The 18,759-nt window shown below is 42.2% G+C and carries 28 protein-coding genes and 1 pseudogene; 20 read left to right on the forward strand and 9 right to left on the reverse strand.

Features of this window, described 5'->3' with window-relative positions; all coding sequences use genetic code 11:
• Positions 1-430 precede the first annotated feature (430 nt).
• A pseudogene (locus B0187_RS10475) lies at positions 431-538 on the forward strand (transposase); the annotation flags it as partial.
• A 722-nt stretch (positions 539-1,260) separates the two neighbouring features.
• Here the strand turns inward: B0187_RS10475 and B0187_RS09655 are convergent.
• A complete protein-coding gene (locus B0187_RS09655; RefSeq protein WP_078237647.1) occupies positions 1,261-1,884 on the reverse strand; it encodes a TfoX/Sxy family DNA transformation protein in 624 nt (207 codons plus the stop codon).
• Positions 1,885-2,358: 474 nt separating this feature from the next.
• Here B0187_RS09655 and rpsJ point away from each other — a divergent pair, with 474 nt between their 5' ends.
• From rpsJ to tenpIN, 15 genes are all read left to right on the forward strand, one after another.
• Positions 2,359-2,670: a 30S ribosomal protein S10 gene (rpsJ, locus tag B0187_RS09660; protein WP_001181005.1), complete on the forward strand. Its 312-nt coding sequence runs from the start codon at positions 2,359-2,361 to the stop codon at positions 2,668-2,670.
• Between the two features lie 25 nt (positions 2,671-2,695).
• Positions 2,696-3,322, forward strand: coding sequence for a 50S ribosomal protein L3 (gene rplC / locus B0187_RS09665; RefSeq protein WP_078237648.1), 627 nt, complete (start codon positions 2,696-2,698; stop codon positions 3,320-3,322).
• A gap of 14 nt (positions 3,323-3,336) precedes the next feature.
• Positions 3,337-3,939: a 50S ribosomal protein L4 gene (gene rplD / locus B0187_RS09670; RefSeq protein ID WP_078237649.1), complete on the forward strand. Its 603-nt coding sequence runs from the start codon at positions 3,337-3,339 to the stop codon at positions 3,937-3,939.
• Positions 3,939-4,244: a 50S ribosomal protein L23 gene (rplW, locus tag B0187_RS09675; RefSeq protein ID WP_211272725.1), complete on the forward strand. Its 306-nt coding sequence runs from the start codon at positions 3,939-3,941 to the stop codon at positions 4,242-4,244. Before rplD ends, rplW begins: the two co-directional genes overlap by 1 nt.
• A 20-nt stretch (positions 4,245-4,264) precedes the next feature.
• Complete coding sequence (gene rplB, locus B0187_RS09680) at positions 4,265-5,086, forward strand: 50S ribosomal protein L2 (protein ID WP_018652709.1); 822 nt, start codon at positions 4,265-4,267, stop codon at positions 5,084-5,086.
• A 27-nt stretch (positions 5,087-5,113) separates the two neighbouring features.
• Positions 5,114-5,389, forward strand: coding sequence for a 30S ribosomal protein S19 (gene rpsS / locus B0187_RS09685; RefSeq protein ID WP_005539416.1), 276 nt, complete (start codon positions 5,114-5,116; stop codon positions 5,387-5,389).
• A 10-nt stretch (positions 5,390-5,399) separates the two neighbouring features.
• The gene (gene rplV / locus B0187_RS09690; RefSeq protein WP_018652710.1) at positions 5,400-5,732 is read left to right on the forward strand and encodes a 50S ribosomal protein L22; all 333 of its coding nucleotides are present in this window, start codon (positions 5,400-5,402) and stop codon (positions 5,730-5,732) included.
• Between the two features lie 18 nt (positions 5,733-5,750).
• Positions 5,751-6,455, forward strand: a complete 705-nt coding sequence (gene rpsC, locus B0187_RS09695; RefSeq protein ID WP_078237651.1) for a 30S ribosomal protein S3 — start codon at positions 5,751-5,753, stop codon at positions 6,453-6,455.
• Between the two features lie 13 nt (positions 6,456-6,468).
• A complete protein-coding gene (gene rplP, locus B0187_RS09700; RefSeq protein WP_005818321.1) occupies positions 6,469-6,879 on the forward strand; it encodes a 50S ribosomal protein L16 in 411 nt (136 codons plus the stop codon).
• On the forward strand, positions 6,879-7,070 hold the full coding sequence (gene rpmC / locus B0187_RS09705; protein ID WP_005717924.1) for a 50S ribosomal protein L29: 192 nt from the start codon (positions 6,879-6,881) through the stop codon (positions 7,068-7,070). The genes rplP and rpmC overlap by 1 nt, the downstream gene beginning before the upstream one ends.
• Entirely contained in the window at positions 7,070-7,324 is a 255-nt protein-coding gene (rpsQ, locus tag B0187_RS09710; RefSeq protein WP_078237652.1) for a 30S ribosomal protein S17, read from the forward strand. The genes rpmC and rpsQ overlap by 1 nt, the downstream gene beginning before the upstream one ends.
• 431 nt (positions 7,325-7,755) lie before the next feature.
• Positions 7,756-8,412, forward strand: a complete 657-nt coding sequence (locus B0187_RS09715) for a hypothetical protein (protein ID WP_078237653.1) — start codon at positions 7,756-7,758, stop codon at positions 8,410-8,412.
• 12 nt (positions 8,413-8,424) lie between these two features.
• Positions 8,425-8,991: a hypothetical protein gene (locus B0187_RS09720; protein WP_078237654.1), complete on the forward strand. Its 567-nt coding sequence runs from the start codon at positions 8,425-8,427 to the stop codon at positions 8,989-8,991.
• Between the two features lie 85 nt (positions 8,992-9,076).
• Positions 9,077-9,772 carry a hypothetical protein gene (locus B0187_RS09725; RefSeq protein WP_078237655.1) on the forward strand — a complete coding sequence of 232 codons (696 nt, stop codon included), beginning with the start codon at positions 9,077-9,079 and terminating at the stop codon, positions 9,770-9,772.
• 404 nt (positions 9,773-10,176) lie between these two features.
• Positions 10,177-10,677 (forward strand): type III toxin-antitoxin system TenpIN family toxin, encoded by a 501-nt coding sequence (gene tenpIN / locus B0187_RS09730; protein WP_078237656.1) that lies wholly within the window; start codon positions 10,177-10,179, stop codon positions 10,675-10,677.
• A gap of 15 nt (positions 10,678-10,692) precedes the next feature.
• Here the strand turns inward: tenpIN and B0187_RS09735 are convergent, their stop codons facing one another.
• From B0187_RS09735 to fkpA, 5 genes are all read right to left on the reverse strand, one after another.
• Positions 10,693-10,962, reverse strand: a complete 270-nt coding sequence (locus tag B0187_RS09735; RefSeq protein WP_078237657.1) for a DsrH/TusB family sulfur relay protein — start codon at positions 10,960-10,962, stop codon at positions 10,693-10,695.
• A gap of 17 nt (positions 10,963-10,979) precedes the next feature.
• On the reverse strand, positions 10,980-11,351 hold the full coding sequence (gene tusC, locus B0187_RS09740; RefSeq protein WP_078237658.1) for a sulfurtransferase complex subunit TusC: 372 nt from the start codon (positions 11,349-11,351) through the stop codon (positions 10,980-10,982).
• Between the two features lies 1 nt (position 11,352).
• Positions 11,353-11,730 (reverse strand): sulfurtransferase complex subunit TusD, encoded by a 378-nt coding sequence (gene tusD, locus B0187_RS09745; protein ID WP_078237659.1) that lies wholly within the window; start codon positions 11,728-11,730, stop codon positions 11,353-11,355.
• Complete coding sequence (locus B0187_RS09750; protein WP_078237660.1) at positions 11,730-12,386, reverse strand: helix-turn-helix transcriptional regulator; 657 nt, start codon at positions 12,384-12,386, stop codon at positions 11,730-11,732. Before B0187_RS09750 ends, tusD begins: the two co-directional genes overlap by 1 nt.
• 66 nt (positions 12,387-12,452) lie before the next feature.
• Positions 12,453-13,172, reverse strand: coding sequence for an FKBP-type peptidyl-prolyl cis-trans isomerase (fkpA, locus tag B0187_RS09755; protein ID WP_078237661.1), 720 nt, complete (start codon positions 13,170-13,172; stop codon positions 12,453-12,455).
• An 87-nt stretch (positions 13,173-13,259) separates the two neighbouring features.
• Between fkpA and B0187_RS09760 the strand changes: the two genes are divergently transcribed.
• A complete protein-coding gene (locus B0187_RS09760) occupies positions 13,260-13,478 on the forward strand; it encodes a SlyX family protein (RefSeq protein WP_078237662.1) in 219 nt (72 codons plus the stop codon).
• Positions 13,479-13,517: 39 nt separating this feature from the next.
• The gene (locus B0187_RS09765) at positions 13,518-14,171 is read left to right on the forward strand and encodes a thioredoxin domain-containing protein (protein WP_078237663.1); all 654 of its coding nucleotides are present in this window, start codon (positions 13,518-13,520) and stop codon (positions 14,169-14,171) included.
• Positions 14,172-14,460: 289 nt separating this feature from the next.
• Here B0187_RS09765 and B0187_RS09770 read toward each other — a convergent pair whose 3' ends face one another.
• From B0187_RS09770 to dtd, 3 genes are read right to left on the reverse strand one after another with little or no spacing between them, the layout of a single operon-like run.
• Positions 14,461-14,820, reverse strand: coding sequence for a YbaN family protein (locus B0187_RS09770; RefSeq protein WP_078237664.1), 360 nt, complete (start codon positions 14,818-14,820; stop codon positions 14,461-14,463).
• Between the two features lie 31 nt (positions 14,821-14,851).
• A complete protein-coding gene (gene mutL, locus B0187_RS09775; RefSeq protein WP_078237665.1) occupies positions 14,852-16,705 on the reverse strand; it encodes a DNA mismatch repair endonuclease MutL in 1,854 nt (617 codons plus the stop codon).
• Between the two features lie 10 nt (positions 16,706-16,715).
• A complete protein-coding gene (gene dtd, locus B0187_RS09780) occupies positions 16,716-17,150 on the reverse strand; it encodes a D-aminoacyl-tRNA deacylase (protein ID WP_078237666.1) in 435 nt (144 codons plus the stop codon).
• 89 nt (positions 17,151-17,239) lie between these two features.
• Here dtd and B0187_RS09785 point away from each other — a divergent pair, with 89 nt between their 5' ends.
• Both B0187_RS09785 and B0187_RS09790 read left to right on the forward strand, forming a co-directional pair.
• Positions 17,240-17,641, forward strand: coding sequence for a MerR family transcriptional regulator (locus B0187_RS09785; protein WP_245797031.1), 402 nt, complete (start codon positions 17,240-17,242; stop codon positions 17,639-17,641).
• Positions 17,642-17,679: 38 nt separating this feature from the next.
• Positions 17,680-18,720 carry a Gfo/Idh/MocA family oxidoreductase gene (locus B0187_RS09790; protein ID WP_078237667.1) on the forward strand — a complete coding sequence of 347 codons (1,041 nt, stop codon included), beginning with the start codon at positions 17,680-17,682 and terminating at the stop codon, positions 18,718-18,720.
• Positions 18,721-18,759: the final 39 nt, after the last annotated feature.

Here is an 18,759-nt window from a genome sequence, read left to right on the forward strand (position 1 = left end):
GCGGATTTTGGGAAATTTTAAGAAATCCCACCAATCCCACCGCTTGCAGACCAAAGTAAAAGAAATAAAAAAGAAAAACCACTAAACTAAAAGGTGGTTTTTTTATATCAAAAATAAGCAATTTTTTATTTTTGCAAGGGATTATAATCCCTTTACTTGTTATTGACATAACAAGTAAACCAAGGCTGTAAAACTTTAAAAGGTGTCGTATGAATATTTATCGTTACTTATCAAAATATACAAGGCTTTGGCTGAATAAAAAACTCATAGAAAATTTTCCTAGAAAGTTATCCCCATAACCAATAAAAGGAAAAAACTATGAGTCGATTTGCAAAATCATCGCAGGTTATTTGGTATTGCCAATATCGTTTAATTTGGACACGGATGTACTATGTTGGGTTGAAAGAGAATGTAAGAAGAGGTATATGATCATATAAGGATGTTATGTGAGCAATTAAAGATAGCGATAGTGGAATTAAATGTACAGGTTGATTATGTGCATTTGTTAGTAAAAATTCCACCGAAGCTATCGGTTTAATAAATTTAGGGTAACTTTTATAGATAAAATAATAGAATTCCATTTCTTCCTTCCTTCATTCATTGGTAATCTATTTTTAAACGCCCCAAATGTATCTAAGAGCTTGAAAAAAGAAATCGCTACTAGTGTTCGTTAGCTCTTTTTAGTTATAGCAATCAACTAATCGTACCCTCTAAAATTCATAGCTTATCTGCCTAATCAACACAAAAACCAATATACCTCCCAAAAAGATCTATCCAAACAACTTCCAATCTCAATACTTAGGTTGAATTTTACTATCTTCCTTAATTGGTATTAGCTCAATATAGAGAGTTCCCTGAACATTATTGTATTTTCGTTGGAGATTAAAAATCTGTGTGATTTTGCATTTGTGGTTCCCTATGGTCAAGCTGCTCCTCCACAAGTGAGAGTAGATCAGTCTCTCTGGCGAAAAAAGATTTCAAAGTTCCACAAAATAAAATTTGCTCCTATTTACGGAGGAAGTCTCGCCTAAGGCGAGGGGATAAAACAGAACAATGTCAAAAGGACAACAAGCGGTAAGATAATCGAAAATTTTGGATTATCCCACCGCTTGCCTATTCATCAATTTGATGTTTGTTGCCTCCTTCGATTTCGCTATACTCAACTACTTCCCTCCAAAAGCGAGGGAAGTTCATTAGATTTAGAGCTCTATGACAAAAAGAGAACTTAAATTTTTGCAGAGAGTTATGTGAAAAATTTATTTATTCAACATTAAAGCGTTTACGTAACCCTGCTTTATAAAGAGCTTCATCGGCTTCTTTGAGTAATTCTCGCTTTTTACTTTCGGGAATATTCTCAACATAAATATTGTTAATGGCACTATATAATTTATATAATAAATTTTCAGAACCTTCGTTGCCATTTTTAACTAAATGAACGAAGGTGTTTATTGGGCCTAGGGCAAATAATTTTTTCACCGTTTTAATGCCATTTCGATGCAACATTCTTTCCATATTGATATTCATCGATAATAAAGTGCGGATCGCTTGCTTTTTTTCTATTTTTTCATCAACTTTTTCTTGACGAATATCCTGAATAATTTGTGTGATGAGTTTTCCCCACGCTTGTAAATTTATTTCTGCAAGCGGTACGATATGATAATTTTTTATTTTTTCTTCTTGAAGTAATGGATAACCGCAGAGTTGATTTTGAGTGTTTTTTGTTTGTCTTAAACATAAAACATTTTCATCTTTTTTATAGAGAGCAAACATTGCGGTATTTTTAACAACCCCATAATAGGAAAAATAGGTTTTTATGGATATTTCACCAATGATGGGGTTGAACAACTTAGCCATTTTGAGTCTGACGATGTCTATCCTTTTCATAGTTTCTCCTTTCTATAACAATGGTTGGATAAATAATTGTTACTGGTAAGATTAGTACCTTTTTATCGAGCAATTTTCAAATAGATTTTTTCAAAAATGTGAAGCTGATCGACTAATTGAAAAAAATAATGAGGCTCAAAAAATAATGGTGGTATAGTGCAGTAAGTTAAAAATTTTTTTGTCTAGCGGGTATGCCTTACAAAAAATAAGGAAAAGGACTTTTCTGCAAAAAGTGCTTGCATTGGGGGGAGTTTCTGTGTAAAATCCGCACCACTTTCTCACATCGTTCGTGAGAATGATGACGAGTGAAGTCGTTTGGTGTAATCATTTACCAAACGGTGTTACAGATTTTGTAGCACGAAAATGTTCCCGATTTGGGGACTATAACAGGTATAGCTAAGCTCCCTTATTCTGATTGATTAAGTGGTAGTTTGGTTTTTTTATTAGCTAAATTTTGATTGGAGCTCTGGTCTAATGCAGAACCAAAGAATCCGTATCCGCTTGAAAGCATTTGATCATCGTTTGATCGATCAATCAACTGCGGAGATCGTAGAAACAGCTAAACGTACTGGTGCACAAGTTCGTGGTCCAATTCCTTTACCAACTCGTAAAGAACGTTTTACTGTATTGATTTCACCACACGTTAATAAAGATGCGCGTGACCAATATGAAATTCGTACTCACAAACGTTTAGTTGATATTGTTGAACCAACAGAAAAAACTGTTGATGCACTAATGCGTTTAGATCTAGCTGCTGGCGTTGATGTTCAGATTAGTCTAGGTTAATTGGGATTATTAAGAGGTTATTACAATGATTGGTTTAGTCGGTCGTAAAGTTGGTATGACTCGCGTTTTCAATGAAGACGGTGTGTCAATTCCAGTTACCGTTATCGAAATCGAAGCCAACCGTGTTACTCAGGTTAAGACCCTTGAAAACGATGGCTATTCTGCAATTCAAGTTACTACTGGCACTAAAAAAGCAAGTCGTGTAACTAAGCCAGAAGCTGGTCATTTCGTGAAAGCAGGTGTTGAAGCTGGTCGCGGTTTATGGGAATTTCGTACTGAGGGTGAAGAATTCACCTTAGGTCAAGAAATCAATGTTGACATCTTCACTGATGTTAAAAAAGTTGATGTTACTGGTACTTCAAAAGGTAAAGGTTTTGCTGGCGGTGTTAAACGCTGGAACTTCCGTACCCAAGATGCTACACACGGTAACTCTTTATCACATCGTGTTCTCGGTTCTATTGGTCAAAACCAAACCCCGGGTCGTGTGTTTAAAGGTAAAAAAATGGCTGGACACTTAGGTGCTGAGCGTGTAACCGTTCAATCACTTGAAGTTGTTCGTGTTGATGCTGAACGTAAATTATTATTAGTGAAAGGTGCTGTTCCAGGTGCAACTAATAGTGATGTTATCGTTAAACCAGCAGTGAAAGCATAAGTCGGGAGATAGAGATGGAATTACAAGTTGTAGGTGCAAACGCACTAGCTGTTTCTGAAACTACCTTCGGACGTGAGTTCAATGAAGCATTGATCCACCAAGTAGTTGTTGCTTACGCAGCAGGTGCTCGTCAAGGTACGCGTGCTCAAAAAACTCGTGCAGAAGTGTCTGGTTCAGGTAAAAAACCTTGGCGTCAAAAAGGTACAGGTCGTGCACGTTCTGGTGATATCAAATCACCAATCTGGCGTTCTGGTGGTGTAACTTTCGCAGCGAAACCACAAGATCACAGCCAAAAAGTGAACAAAAAAATGTACCGTGGTGCAATCAAGAGCATTCTTTCTGAGCTTGTTCGTCAAGATCGTTTAGTTGTTGTTGAGAAGTTTGAAATCGATGCACCTAAAACCAAAGTTTTAGTACAAAAATTAAAACAATTAGCACTTGAAGATGTGTTAATTATCACTGCAACCTTAGATGAAAATCTATTCTTAGCAGCACGCAACCTTTACAAAGTAGATGTGCGTGATGTGCAAGGTATCGATCCAGTAAGTTTAATCGCTTTCGATAAAGTGGTGATGACTGCGGACGCAGTGAAACAAATTGAGGAGATGTTAGCGTGATTCAACAAGAACGTTTGCTAAAAGTGCTTAAAGCACCACATATCTCTGAAAAAGCGACAAACAACGCAGAAAAATCAAACACAATCGTATTCAAAGTAGCATTAGATGCGAACAAAGCAGAAATTGCACAAGCGGTTGCTGAACTTTTCGAAGTGAAAGTTGATTCTGTACGCACAGTGGTTGTTAAAGGTAAAACTAAACGCCGTGGTGCCAAAGTTGGTCGTCGTAGTGACTGGAAAAAAGCTTATGTTACTCTTCAAGAAGGTCAGCAAATTGCCGATCTCGTTGAAGGTGCAGCAGAGTAATTACGGAGGAATAGAAAACTATGGCTATCGTTAAATGTAAGCCGACCTCCGCTGGTCGTCGTCACGTAGTTAAAGTTGTTAATGCAGAACTTCATAAGGGTAAACCTTATGCACCATTATTAGATACTAAATCTAAGACTGGTGGTCGTAACAACTTAGGTCGTATTACCACTCGCCACATCGGTGGTGGTCATAAACAACACTACCGTCTAATTGACTTCAAACGTAACAAATTAGACATTCCAGCTGTTGTTGAGCGTTTAGAGTACGATCCAAACCGTTCTGCTAACATCGCATTAGTACTTTATAAAGATGGTGAACGCCGTTACATTTTGGCACCAAAAGGTTTATCTGCTGGTGATCAAATTCAAGCGGGTGCTTCATCGCCAATTAAAGTAGGTAACTCATTACCAATGCGTAACATCCCTGTTGGTACAACAGTTCACAACGTTGAGTTGAAACCAGGTAAAGGCGGTCAAATCGCTCGTTCAGCAGGTGCTTACGTTCAAATTATCGCTCGTGAAGGTAACTACGTTACTTTACGTCTTCGTTCAGGCGAAATGCGTAAAGTATTAGCTGAGTGTTCTGCAACTATCGGTGAAGTAGGTAACTCAGAGCATATGCTTCGCGTACTTGGTAAAGCAGGTGCAACACGTTGGAGAGGCGTACGCCCAACCGTTCGTGGTACTGCAATGAACCCAGTAGATCACCCGCACGGTGGTGGTGAAGGTCGTAACTTTGGTAAACACCCAGTAACACCTTGGGGCGTTCAAACCAAAGGTAAGAAAACTCGCCATAACAAACGTACTGATAAATTCATCGTACGTCGTCGTGGTAAATAATTTTTTATATCAATAAGAGGATAAGCCATGCCACGTTCTCTCAAGAAAGGTCCTTTCCTTGACCTACACTTGTTGAAGAAGGTAGAGAAGGCGGTGGAAAGCGGGGATAAAAAACCAATCAAAACTTGGTCCCGTCGTTCAATGATCATTCCATCAATGATCGGATTGACCATCGCAGTCCATAATGGTCGTCAGCATGTTCCAGTTTATGTTTCTGATGAAATGATCGGTCATAAACTCGGTGAATTTGCACCGACTCGTACTTACCGCGGTCACGCCGCAGATAAGAAAGCTAAGAAATAAGAGGTAAAAGATGGAAACTATTGCAAAACATCGTTACGCTCGTACTTCTGCACAAAAAGCTCGCTTAGTTGCTGATTTAATCCGTGGTAAAAAAGTTGCTGCTGCATTAGAAATCTTAACTTTCACTAACAAAAAAGCTGCGGCTTTGGTTAAGAAAGTTTTAGAATCAGCAATCGCAAACGCAGAGCACAATGACGGTGCAGATGTCGATGATCTTAAAGTTACGAAGATCTTTGTAGATGAAGGTCCGAGTATGAAACGTGTAATGCCACGTGCAAAAGGTCGTGCAGATCGTATTTTAAAACGTACAAGCCACATCACTGTGGTTGTGTCAGATCGTTAATCAGTAGGAGAATAGCAAATGGGTCAAAAAGTACATCCACATGGTATTCGCCTAGGTATTGTTAAGCCTTGGAGCTCTACTTGGTTCGCGAATACACAAGATTTCGCTGACAACTTAGAAGGCGATTTCAAAGTACGTAAATTCTTAAACAAAGAGTTAGCGAACGCTTCTGTTTCACGCATCACAATCGAGCGTCCAGCAAAAAGCATTCGTGTAACTATCCACACTGCTCGCCCAGGTATCGTTATCGGTAAAAAAGGCGAAGATGTTGAAAAATTGAGAAATGCCGTATCTGCAATCGCAGGCGTGCCAGCTCAAATCAACATCGCAGAGGTGAAAAAACCAGAGCTAGATGCAAAATTAGTTGCAGATAGCATCGCTTCTCAACTTGAACGCCGTGTAATGTTCCGCCGTGCAATGAAACGTGCAGTACAAAACGCAATGCGTTTAGGTGCTAAAGGTATCAAAGTTGAAGTAAGCGGTCGTTTAGGTGGTGCAGAAATCGCACGTTCAGAGTGGTATCGTGAAGGTCGTGTACCTCTTCACACACTTCGTGCGGACATCGACTATAACACGGCTGAAGCACACACAACTTACGGCGTAATCGGCGTAAAAGTGTGGATCTTCAAAGGTGAAATTCTTGGTGGTATGGCTGCAGTGATTGAATCTGACAAAGAACCAGCGGCACAGCCTAAAAAGCCAGCTCGCAAAGGTCGTAAATAAGGAGAATCACTGAATGTTACAACCAAAACGCACAAAATTCCGCAAAGTCCACAAAGGTCGTAACCGTGGTATTGCGGGCGGTACAGAAGTTAGTTTCGGTACTTTCGGTTTAAAAGCAGTTGGTCGTGGTCGTTTAACCGCTCGTCAAATTGAAGCGGCTCGTCGTGCAATGACGCGTGCAGTTAAACGTCAAGGTAAAATCTGGATCCGTGTGTTCCCAGATAAACCAATTACTGAAAAACCATTAGAAGTCCGTATGGGTAAAGGTAAAGGTAACGTTGAGTACTGGGTAGCCTTAATCCAGCCGGGTAAAGTTCTCTATGAAATGGACGGTGTTTCTGAAGAAATTGCACGCCACGCATTTGCGTTAGCCGCTGCGAAACTTCCAGTGAAAACCACATTTGTAACTAAGACGGTGATGTAATGAAAGCTCAAGAACTACGTACAAAAAGTGTTGAAGAGCTGAACGCTGAATTGGTTAACTTGTTAGGTGAGCAATTCAAGTTGCGTATGCAAGCAGCCACCGGTCAGCTTCAACAAACCCATCAGTTAAAACAAGTGCGTCGTAGCATTGCACAAGTTAAAACTGTATTAACTGAAAAGGCGGGTGAGTAATGACTGATAAAATTCGTACAGTACAAGGTCGAGTAGTTAGCGACAAAATGGACAAATCATTTGTAGTTGCTATCGAACGTACGGTTAAACACCCACTTTATGGTAAGTTTATTCGTCGTACTACAAAACTTCACGTACACGATGAAAATAACGAAGCTAAATTAGGTGATTTAGTTGAAATCAAGGAATGTCGTCCTGTTTCAAAAACCAAATCACACACCTTAGTTCGTGTTGTTGAGAAAGCAGTAGCTTAATCAACCAAACTTAATTAAAACCCCTTGTTGCAAAACGAGGGGTTTTGTTTTTTCTGCCTTTTCTTCTTTTGCAAAATTTTCCCAAAATCTCACCGCTTGCTCGATCTGTTCCCCTCTTTAATAAAGAGGGGTTAGGGGAGATTTGTTAGCCCAAATTACGCTCATACGATATTTAAGATCACAAAAATCCCCCGCCCTCTTTTTAAATAAGAGCATTACAAAAATTTTCAGAAATCCCACCGCTTGTTTCCTATTTTTATACTTAAATTACCCCAATTTTATTTAAAAAATAAAGATTAAAAAATAAACAAAAAATTTCCCCCAGTATACTGGGGGTTGCCTTATATTGACATATAAGGCAAACAAACCCTGCTAAACAAAATAGTAAGGTTCAATTAAATGTCTTTTGTATTTCTAAGAGGTCTTAAATTATGAATTGGCTTGATTGGCTTAAAATTGGTGGCGTTGTCGTTGTTCTACTCGCTATTTTAGGGTGGTATTTAGAAAGAAAGCAAAAACGCCAAGAGGAATTGGAAGAAGCGGAACGCAAACGCCAAGAGGAGTTGGAAGAAGCAGAACGTAAACGCCAAGAAGAGATGAAAGAGGAAGATAATTTCGTTGATGCTTTATTGAAAAATATCTGTCCTCAATGTGGTACAAAGGAGAGTTTAAAGAAGTTAGAGGATGAATCTTCTTCAACACCCTACGCTTTAGAGGGAATGATGACGATAAAAGATCGCAAGCAGGATTGCGAGCGGAGAATGCAGGTTTGGACAAGGTTCTCTGAGAGAGCAATAGGTTGCACTCAATGCGATTACCATAAAGTTTATTACGATACCCTTACTTATAATGTGAAAAAAATCGCAGATTACCATTTTGAGTGTCCACAATGTGGTGAGGAAGATGTTTACCTTAAAGACATTAAAGCAACAGATCGTTACCAAGCTAATAAAGAGGTTATAGAAACCACCGCAAGAGGCACGAAATCTCGCTACATTAAGGTAACAAAAGTGGTTGAAGAAGAAACCTATGCGTGCAAAAACTGTGATTTCACCAGTGTGGCAACAGTGACAACAGAGTTGAATTAAGGGACAAACATAATGATGGATTTTATCAGGGCAACAGTGCCTTTTTTATATACAATGAACCCAGACAAATTATTAGTGGGTGTCGTAACCTTGGTTTTTATCTTGCTATGGATAAAAGAAAAATCTTTTATTGATGCGATCATTCGCACTATTGGTGTGGGAATTATCAGTTTTATTGGCTTTGTTATTGCTGTGTTTTTATTTGATCGCGTCAATCCAGTCGATATTCTTGCAGTTATTTTGTTTACGCTAATTGCACTAATTGTAGTGGGTATTATATCTAGCATTATTAGGGCAATAAATAAAAAAGTGAAAGATAGACGTATTGCCCAAGAAGAAGCAGAGAAAGAAAAAGCGTTCTATACTTGTGATAAGTGTGGGAAAGAAGATGCTCTTCAATATGTAAATACAACAGAGGAAGATCGTTATATAGGTAGTAAAAGTGTTTATGAGAAAACAGCAAAAGGAAATTATAAAACGAGGTATGTGAAATGTACAAAAGTTGTTGAGAAAGATCACTATGAATGTAAGTTCTGTGGGGCTGGTTATTCAACAAAACATACAAGAGAACTAAGCTAGTATTTTTAAAGCCGAATAACCACAACCAAATAAAATAATCATTTGGCTGTGGTTTTTTATTGATATTTATTGAGGATTAAAAGTAATGAAAAATCTCACAAAAGTTGTGCAACGATTTATCAGTAACAAAGAAATTACCCACCGCTATCATAGCTTTGATCTTTGTTATTCACATTTCCGCCAAACAAAGGAAAAACTTGCCGATAATATGCCAAGCAAACAGCAAATCGAACAAAGTTGTTATGTGCTTTGGGGCTATTTGGCAAGTTGGGGAATGTTACGAAATAGTTTTTTACTTGAATGTAACCCTGCCTATTTAAAACCACTGGTGCAATGGATTTATCAGCAAGATAACGCCGTATGGAAACTTGATGTGGCTGATTATCTTGATAAAAAAGAGGAAATTATCCGCTTGTATAAAGAAGTAGAAGATAAAGTGAAGCCAAAAGAGTGGAAAGAAGATAAATCAGTATCTGAAACACTGATTACCAAAATTTTATTAGGCGTGTTTGCCGTTACCCCAGCCTACGATCGATTTTTTAGATTGACCTTTACCGCCTTAGCAAAAAGTAATAAGAAAAAGCTCGGTAAATTTGAAAATTCGTTAGCCTTTATTCATCAATTTTATCAGGATAACCAAGCGGAAATTGACCGATTAAGTCAAAGCATTATTGTGCGTGATTTTGATGGTAAACCTATGAAATATCACTATTCAAAAGCCAAAATTCTTGATATGTATGGTTTTCTCGCCAGCTACGAACCGACATCGAGCGATGAGTAAATAGTCTGTAATGTTAAAGGTGTGGTGGTAGGGTTGCCCCACTTAAAAAACTGAAAGCCCAAATGAAAAACGCCCATTCTAACCATTTAGAATGGGCGAATTTATTTCATCAAATTCACTGCTTACCCAAAGAAATTTTCAAAAATCCCACCCCTTGTTAAAGCCCCACCTGCGGATAAACCTTTTCCATAAATTCCACTAAATTATTTTGAGGTAGGCTATTGCAATGATGAAAAAATAGGCTATAATTGAAACGTGGTGGTAGGGTTGCCCCACTTAAAAAACTGAAAGCCCAAATGAAATTTGTGGTGGCAGAGCCGCCCCACTTAAAAAACTGAAAGCTCAAATGAAACTAACGCCCATTCTAATGATTTTAGAATGGGCGAATTTATTGAATAACAGCGATGCCACATATTTTCAATTTATCACAAAAATTCTATTTGGATTATCCTATTTCAACATATCCCCAAATTCTTTTTCCCAAAAAAGGAAGAGGGCATTATGGCTATAAATGTATTGAAGTTTATGGGCTACAATTTGCGATCCCATTACATTCTAATGTAAGAAATGGGTTCAAAATTAGAAGCTATCAAAATGCAAACAACAAGACAATTTATACAGGTCTTGATTTTGAAAAAGCGATTGTGATTGAACATTTAGAGTATATTGGGGAAAAATATAATATCTCACCGCAATCAGATTTTGATCATATTAGAGAAAGGGCTTTTCATATTGAGAAAATGTTCAGTAAATATCTACTGAATTATATAAAAGCTGTGGTTAAAAATGATCAAAATATTTTGGAACAAAGATATAAATATACAACATTAAGATATTTTCATCATTGTTTATTTAAACCAAAATTGATTTCATTAAATCCACTTCTTACCCAAATAAATTTTTAAAAATCCCACCCCTTGCTATAACCCCACCTGCGGATAAAACCTTTCTGTGATTTCCACCAATTCCGCCAAGCTGATTTGTTGGCAGGGGTAGCCGTCTGAAAGCCCTCGGGCGATTACATCATTGGCGAGGGCAAGAGGTGCGATTTGGGCGAAAATTTGCGGATATTTAATTGGCAACAGCACGCCGTCTTGCCAGAGGACGAGCCGATCTTCGGCGGTCAGCTGGGCGAGGGTGGTTTGTAGTTCGTTGAGGTCGTATTGGGCTTTGGATAGGGTGTAAAGCATTGTTTTTCCTTACAAAATCAAAACGTGAGGATTTTCTCGGCTTGGTTCAGCACGGCAAAAATCTCGCTTTGTGGCACAAATTGCACCTCGCTCAATAGGCAATTTTCGGCGGTCAGCCCCCGTTGTTGGGCGGATTGTTGGCAGACGAAACATTTGCTTAATTCGTAAAGCTCAATCAGCTTAAAGGTAGAAATGTGGTCTTTTTGCAGAATTTGCTCGGGCTGTTGGGCTTGTCGAAGATTAAACACGCCGTCGTGCAGAAAGCAAATGGCGATTTCGTTTTCATCGCAAAAGGCAGAAGCGGCGAGCAGGGCGTCAAGCCCCTCTCGGCTCTGGCTCGAACCAAAGGGCGGTTGGGTAAATAAAAAAGCGAGGCGATATTTTTTCATCTTAGAACGTCAAAAGTCGGTCGGCGGTTAAAACGGCTTGGCTAAATTCGCCCAAGCCTGCCAAAGTAAAGCCGTGGGCGAGGTTGGTTTGGGCGGTCAGGGCGGTGCTTTCGTCCACCACCCCACGCCGTTGGGCGGCGGCGATGCACAAATGCAACGGCAAGCGGTGGGTTTCGGCGAAATTTTGCCATTTTTGTTGCAAATTCACTTCATCGCTGGCGGGCGAAATCAAGCCATTCGCATTGCTCACCCCCTCTTGGAAGAAAAAAATCTGGCTAATTTGATGTCCAGCCGCGATCAAGGCTTCCGCCACTTGGTAGGCGAGAAATGCCCCCTGCGAGCCATAAACGCCCTGTTTTACCGCAATCACATACCGCATTATTCTTGATCCTGCTTGATTTGGCGAATGTAGAGATAGACCGTGTGGCGAGAAATATCCAGCCGATCCGCCACTTGGTTGATCGCGTCTTTGATGTCGAAGATCCCTTTTTCAAACAGCGAGATCACAATCTGCCGATTTTTATTATTGTTGGCAATTTGGCGATCCGCCATCACTTCCTCAATCGTATTATCAATGGTTTGAGCCACCAAATCTTCCACCGAACTGGCGAAATTCACCGCACTGTTTTCGCTCTCTTGCGGGGCGATAAAGGCACTCAAAAACTGCGAGGCAGGCACATCGAGGTTGATATTGATGCAGATAAAGCCGATAACGTGCTGTTTCGCATTGCGGATCGCAATGGTGATCGACTTCATCAGCACGCCCCCTTTTGAACGCGTGAAATAAGGCTTCGACACGCTGTCGGTTTTCATTTGGTGCAGGGATTGCAAGGCTTTATCCGTCAGCGGCGAGCCGATTTTGCGGTCGGTGTTATGCCCGTTGGCGATGTAAATGGCGGAATGTTCCAAAAATTCGAGGGAATGAAGCACAATCTCACAATGCTCGCCGAGCAAGGCGGCAATGCCGTCCACCACGGGGAAATAGGACGCGAGAATGGCGTGATCTTCGTCAGTAAAAGGGGTGAAATTTGTCATACGATAGAAAGCCAAACGCCCCCGTGCAAGCGGGGGCTTTTTGATGATTTTTATCTGGGCAAAAAATTATTTTTTCGCAGGGGTAAAATCAATTAACTCAATATCAAATACGAGGGTTGAGTTGGCAGGAATTTTGCCTGCTGGACGGTCGCCGTAGCCCAATTCAGGTGGCACAACGATTTGCATTTTGCCACCTTTTTTCAACATTGGAATCGCTTCTTGCCACGCAGGAATCAACTGGCTAAGTTGGAATTCCACTGGCTGACCACGGTCGTAAGAGCTGTCGAACGTTGTGCCGTCTGTTAAAGTACCTTTATAGTGAACCTTAACGCTATCTTCCAATTTTGGCGAATCGCCCTCACCTGCTTTTTCTACTTTGTAAAGCAAGCCAGATTTTGCGGTTTTCACGCCGTCTTTTTTCGCAAAATCGGCACGGAATTTATTGCCTGCTTCCACCGCCGCTTTCTTTTTCTCAGCCACGATTTTTTCTTCTTTCGACATTAAATAAGAATCTAATGATTTAAGCTGTTTTTGCAAATCTTCATCGGTTAATTTGCCGGTTTTTTTCAAGGTGTCTTGCACGCCCGCTAAGATTTTTTCTTGGTTATAAGTGAAAATATCTTTTTGTGAAGCCACAATGCCTTCAATGTTTTTACCCATTAACACGCCTACTGCGTAAGAAGAATCGTCCACAAATTTTTGATCCGCTTGCTGCTCGTTCGCAAAAGCCGTTGAAGTGAACAACGCAGTCGCTAAGGCAATCACTGAAAGTTTAGTTTTTAACATACTATTTCCTTTGTAAAATATGCTTGAAAAGAAAGGTGGATAGGGTAAAGTGTATTTCCAATTTAGACAACCTTTTTATTGCAAAGAATGGAACAAATACAGCTACTTGCCCGCATTGCCGAATTAGAAACCAAATTAGCTTTCCACGAATTAACGATTGAGGAATTGAATCAATCCCTTGTGCAACAACAGTTTGCCATTGATAAACTGCAAACCCAACTTCGCCACCTTGCCGAAAAATTCAAAGGCGTGCAAGCCAGCAACATTGCCACACAAGCGGAAGAAACACCCCCACCGCACTATTAGTGCTTGATTGATTAAATTAGTTCATCTCAGGAAAAAATAATGTTACGAAAATGGTTATTTTTTAGCTTCGCCCTGCTATCCCTCAACCTCGCAAACGGCGAACCCCTGCCCCAATTTGAAGACGGCAGCGGTTACTATTCCTATATCGATCCCGTTAAAGTCGAACTGCCGAAAGACGGCAAAATTCTCATTCAATATTTCTACACCTACGGCTGCGATTCCTGCCTCACAGCCGATGACACCCTCAAAGCCTACGCCGAACGCAACGCCCACAAAGTGGTGCTACAACGCACCCCGGCAAGCAGCCTACAAGCGGGTGGATTAACCACAAAATTATCCGCTACTTTCGCCGAATACGGCAAACCCGAATTAGACGCTCTTTTTTTATTTGATAGCGTTGGGCAAAAAGAGAAAAATAGCCTCGTAAAAAATAATCAAGCCCTTATTCAATGGCTCAAACAACAAAATATCAATGTCGATCAATTCCACCAATTATTTAATTCCACCGCCGTGCAAAATCGGGTAGATGAAATAATTAAAATTAACCAACTTTACCGCCCCAAATATAGCCCAATGGCAGTATTAAACGGCAAATATATTTTAGTGAAAAACACCCTCTATAATGATGATTACACCAACGCCGTGCTGGATTTCCTCGTCAGAAAAATAAAAACAGAACAAGCTAATCAATAATCCACATTCGTTATTCAATGCTTATTTTGTTTTGCCCCCTTCGGTCTCGCTACGCTCAACCACTTCCCCCGTTACGGGGGAAGTACCGCCGAAGGCGGGGTAGGGGGCGATAACGATCTCTGGTTTACACAAATCGAAATTAAATCTAATAAAAAGGGCGGATATAAAATCCGCCCCTACGAATGATGATTACTTTTTTGAAGAACGATAATATTTCGTAGTGGCGGACTTTATGTCCGCCAAGCAATCTTTGACTTTACAAATTTCCCAAAATCCTACCGCTTGTTTATTATTTAATTGTCTTAATTCTGAAAAAGAAATACCAATACTGAACGATCACAATGAGGATTAAGCACAACTTCCCCCAGATGTTGGGAATGGCGAAGAAGGCAAAAATGCAGAAGGGGGCGGAGATGGCGAGGATAGTGATTTTTTGTTTGAGGGTCATCGCTCGTTTTTGGTCGTATTCTTTGAGGTATTTTTGGTAAATCGGGGTTTGCACGAACCAGCTTTGCAAGCGGGGCGAACTTTTGCCGAAAAGGTAGAGGGCGAGCAACAGGAATGGGGTGGTGGGTAGCCCTGGCACGATGATGCCGACAATGCCGAGGGCGATGCAGAGAAAGGCGAGGGCGATATAGAGTGGTTTCATTGTTTTTGAGAATGATTCTTAAATTGCCCTATTATGCCTGATTTTGTCGAGATTGCCACTCGATTTGGCTCAAATAGTCGGAAAAATCAAGGGGAATGCAAAACGGCAGAATGTCGAATTTCTGCTCAATTTCCGCCAGCATTGCAATCACTTCGGCAAGGCTGCAAGCGGTCGGTTGCTGGCAATTTTCCGCCAAAAATTCCACGCAAGCCACCCCTTGTTGATTGAGCAAGCCGAGCAGCAGTTGCTGTAAATTTTGCTCTCGCAGCGGTTGCGGCACTTTTTGAATACTGAGGCGAGTTTGCCCTTGCCACTGTTTGATCTGCACTTCAAACCCGATTTTTTCCAGTTCCGCCTGCTGCTGTTGCCATTGGTTAAATTGGGCTGGATCGAGGTTCAGATTGAGCGGAATTAACAAGGCTTGATTTTCGCCCTGTGCCAGTTGGGTTTTGAGGCGTAATTGGTTCAGTTTGGCGAGGGAAATCAGCCAAAATTGCTCGCCTTTTTTGAGCAGAACCGCCTTGTTTTCCACCAATGCAAGGGCGGTTAAATGTTGAGGTAAATCCGCTGCGATTGGTGTGGCAAGCGGTGGGTTTGGCGATTTTTTCTCACTTTGAGCGGTAATGATCGGCGGGCTTGGCTCGCTCGGCGAAATCAGCTCGTAATAACCCTTTTGAGCGGTTTGGCTTGGTTGAGATCGATATGAAATTGACGAGGATCTCACCGCTTGCGAGCCGATCTGGCGAGGCGGTTCGGCAAAAATGTTCTGCCCCGAAGCAAGGCGGTTGTTATCTCGCAAATAAGGGGCGGCTGGCTCGTGGATTTGGTTGAGTGGCTGTTCCCCTTGCGGTTCAAGGGGGATCGAGGCTTGGCTCTGCAAGGCGTTTAGCACCCCTTGATAGATAAAATCGTGCACTAATCGCCCCTGATGAAAACGCACCTCGTGCTTGGCGGGGTGGACGTTCACGTCCACTTGGGTTGGGTCGAGATCCAAAAACAGCACAAAGGCAGGGTAGTGATCTTTGCTGATCTGCTCGCCAAATGCTTGGCGAATGGCGTGGTTGATCGTTTTGTCCCGCATCATTCGCCCATTGACATAGCTATAACAGAGATCATTTTGCGGACGGGCAAAATGGGGCGAGCCAATCCAGCCGTAGAGGTGCAGATCGTCGTGCTGCCAATCGAGATGGGTGCTGTGGGCGATAAAATCCTCGCCACAAATTGCCGCCACCCGTTTTTGCTGTTGGGCGAGATTTTGTGGATCAACGCCTTTGTAGTAACGCACCCGCTTGCCGTTGTTAGTGAGGGTAAAGGTTACGCTCGGTTTGGCGAGGGCGATGCGGCGAACCACTTCATCAATGTGAGCAAATTCGGTTTTGTCGGTGCGAAGAAATTTCCGCCGAGCAGGGGTGTTGAAGAACAGATTTGCCACTTCAATGGTTGTGCCAACTGGGTGGGACGCAGGCTGAATTTCCACCGCCATTTCTCGCCCTTGGGCGTAGGCTTGCCACGCTTCGCTTTGGTGGGCGGTGCGAGAAGTGAGGGTCAGGCGTGAAACGGAACTGATACTCGCCAATGCCTCGCCACGAAAGCCGAGACTTAAAATGCCCTCTAAATCTTCGAGGGTCGAAATTTTGCTGGTGGCGTGGCGGGCGAGGGCGAGGGCGAGATCCTCTTTGCCAATGCCGCAGCCGTTATCTCGAATCCGAATCAACTGCGAGCCGCCTTTTTCAATTTCGATCTGAATTTGGCTCGCCCCTGCGTCAAGGCTGTTTTCCACCAACTCTTTCACCACCGAGGCAGGGCGTTCCACCACTTCCCCCGCGGCGATTTGGTTGGCAAGTTGCGGTGGCAGAATATGAATCAGGCGTTGCGGTTCGGTCATTTTTTCCTCGTTAAATTTGTAGCCAAAAGGTAACAGGACCGTCATTTTGCAAGCTCACTTGCATATCGGCGGCGAATTGCCCCGTTTGGGTGTGGATTTTTCGGCTGGCTTGCTGATGAAAATAATCATAAAGCCGTTCCGCCTCTTGGGGGCTTGCCCCTCGCGAAAAACTTGGGCGTAGCCCTTTTTGGGTGTCGGCGGCTAAGGTAAATTGAGAAACCACCAGTAAGCTACCGCTTGCTTGTTGCACATTGAGGTTCATTTTGCCGTTTTCATCGGAAAAGACCCGATAATTCAGCACTTTTTCCAGCAGACGATCCGCCTTGCTTTCATCATCCTCTTTTTCCACCCCGAGTAGCACCAACAATCCCTGCGAAATTTCGCCTTTGATTTGGTTTTCCACTTCCACTTTTGCCCATTTTACCCGTTGAATCAGTGCGATCATTGTTCCCCCTCAAAAAATAAAAGTGTAGCATAACCGCCCAAAGAGGGGAATTTCCCTTATACTGTCGCCAAATTTTTGATTGAGTGCCAATGATGAAAACCTTTTTAAAAGTTAATGAATTGAGCAAGCTCACGGGCGTGAGCCTCGAAACCATTCGCTACTACGAAAAAGTCGGTTTATTGCCCCCACCGCTTCGGGCGGAAAATGGCTACCGTCTTTTTACCCAAGAGAGTGTCGATTTGCTGCATTTTGTGCGAACCTGCCGTTCGCTGGGGTTTAGTGTCGAAGAAATCAAACAGCTCAACGAATTGCAGAAAGACCCCACCCACGATTGCCACAACGTTGATGAGCTGGTGGCGAAGCATATTGAGCAGGTGGATTTGAAAATTCAGCAGCTCTATCAAATTCGCACCTTGCTCGAAAATATGCAGGGCTGCCAAGGTGGCGAAGTGGCAAGTTGTAAAGCGATCAGCTCGCTCAAATCCCTCTAACAAGCGGTCAGATTTTTTGAAATTTTAGAGAGTCAAATATGAAAACCTTAAACGTTGCCCTCGCGGGTTTTGGCTATGCCAGCCGTGTGTTCCATTTTCCTTTTTTGTCGAATGATCCCCGTTTTGCGATCAAAAAAGTGTATGAACGCACCACCAACCGTGCGAGTGAGCATCTGCCCCAAGTGGAAATCGTGCGAGATTTCGCCGATTTACTCACCCCCGAGATTGATTTAGTAATCATCACTACCCCGAACCAAACCCATTACGCAATGGCAAAACAAGCGTTACAAGCGGGTAAAAATGTGTTGGTGGAAAAACCGCTGGTCGCCACCCAAGCGGAAGCGGTAGAACTCGATCAGCTCGCCAAAGCAAATGGCGTGCTGTTGAGCGTTTATCAAAACCGCCGTTGGGACAGTGCCGCCGCTACCGCCAAACAGATTATTGAGCAGAATTTACTGGGCGAGATTGTCGATTGTGAAATCCGCTTTGAGCGTTACGCCAAGGGCAAAAATGCCAAACAATGGAAAGAGACGGGGGAAGTTGGCACGGGGTTGGTGTACGATTTGGGCGTGCATTTGCTCGATCAAGCGGTTACTTTATTCGGAAAACCGAGTGAGATTTTTGCCGACATTCGCTATCAGCACGAGGGGGCGTTGAGCGATGACGCGTTCGATATTCATCTTTACTACCCAAACGGCTTAAAAGTGGCGTTGATCGCCACCAAATACGCCCGTGAAGCGGGCAACCATTTCAGCTTGCACGGCAGATTGGGGTCTTATGTGAAAAAGAATGTGGATAACCAAGAGGGTTTATTAGCCGCAGGGGCTGTGCCACAAGGCGATTGGAACGTTGAGCCTGAAAGCGAATGGGGCATTTTGCACACGGAAATCAACGGCGAAGTGGTACGTCAATCCTACCCAAACGCCAAAGCAAGTTATCAGGATTTTTATGATAATCTTTACCAAGCGATCACCACTCAAACTGCTTTGGCGGTCACGGCTGAGCAAGCAGGGGTTGTGTTAGGGTTGATTGAAAAGGCGTTTGAAAGCGAAAGATTAGGTCATAGAATCGTTATTTAACTCAATTTGATTTTTAAGATGAGTTAAGACCAAGCGGTC

Source organism: Haemophilus paracuniculus (assembly GCF_002015115.1).
Lineage (GTDB): Bacteria > Pseudomonadota > Gammaproteobacteria > Enterobacterales > Pasteurellaceae > Haemophilus_E > Haemophilus_E paracuniculus.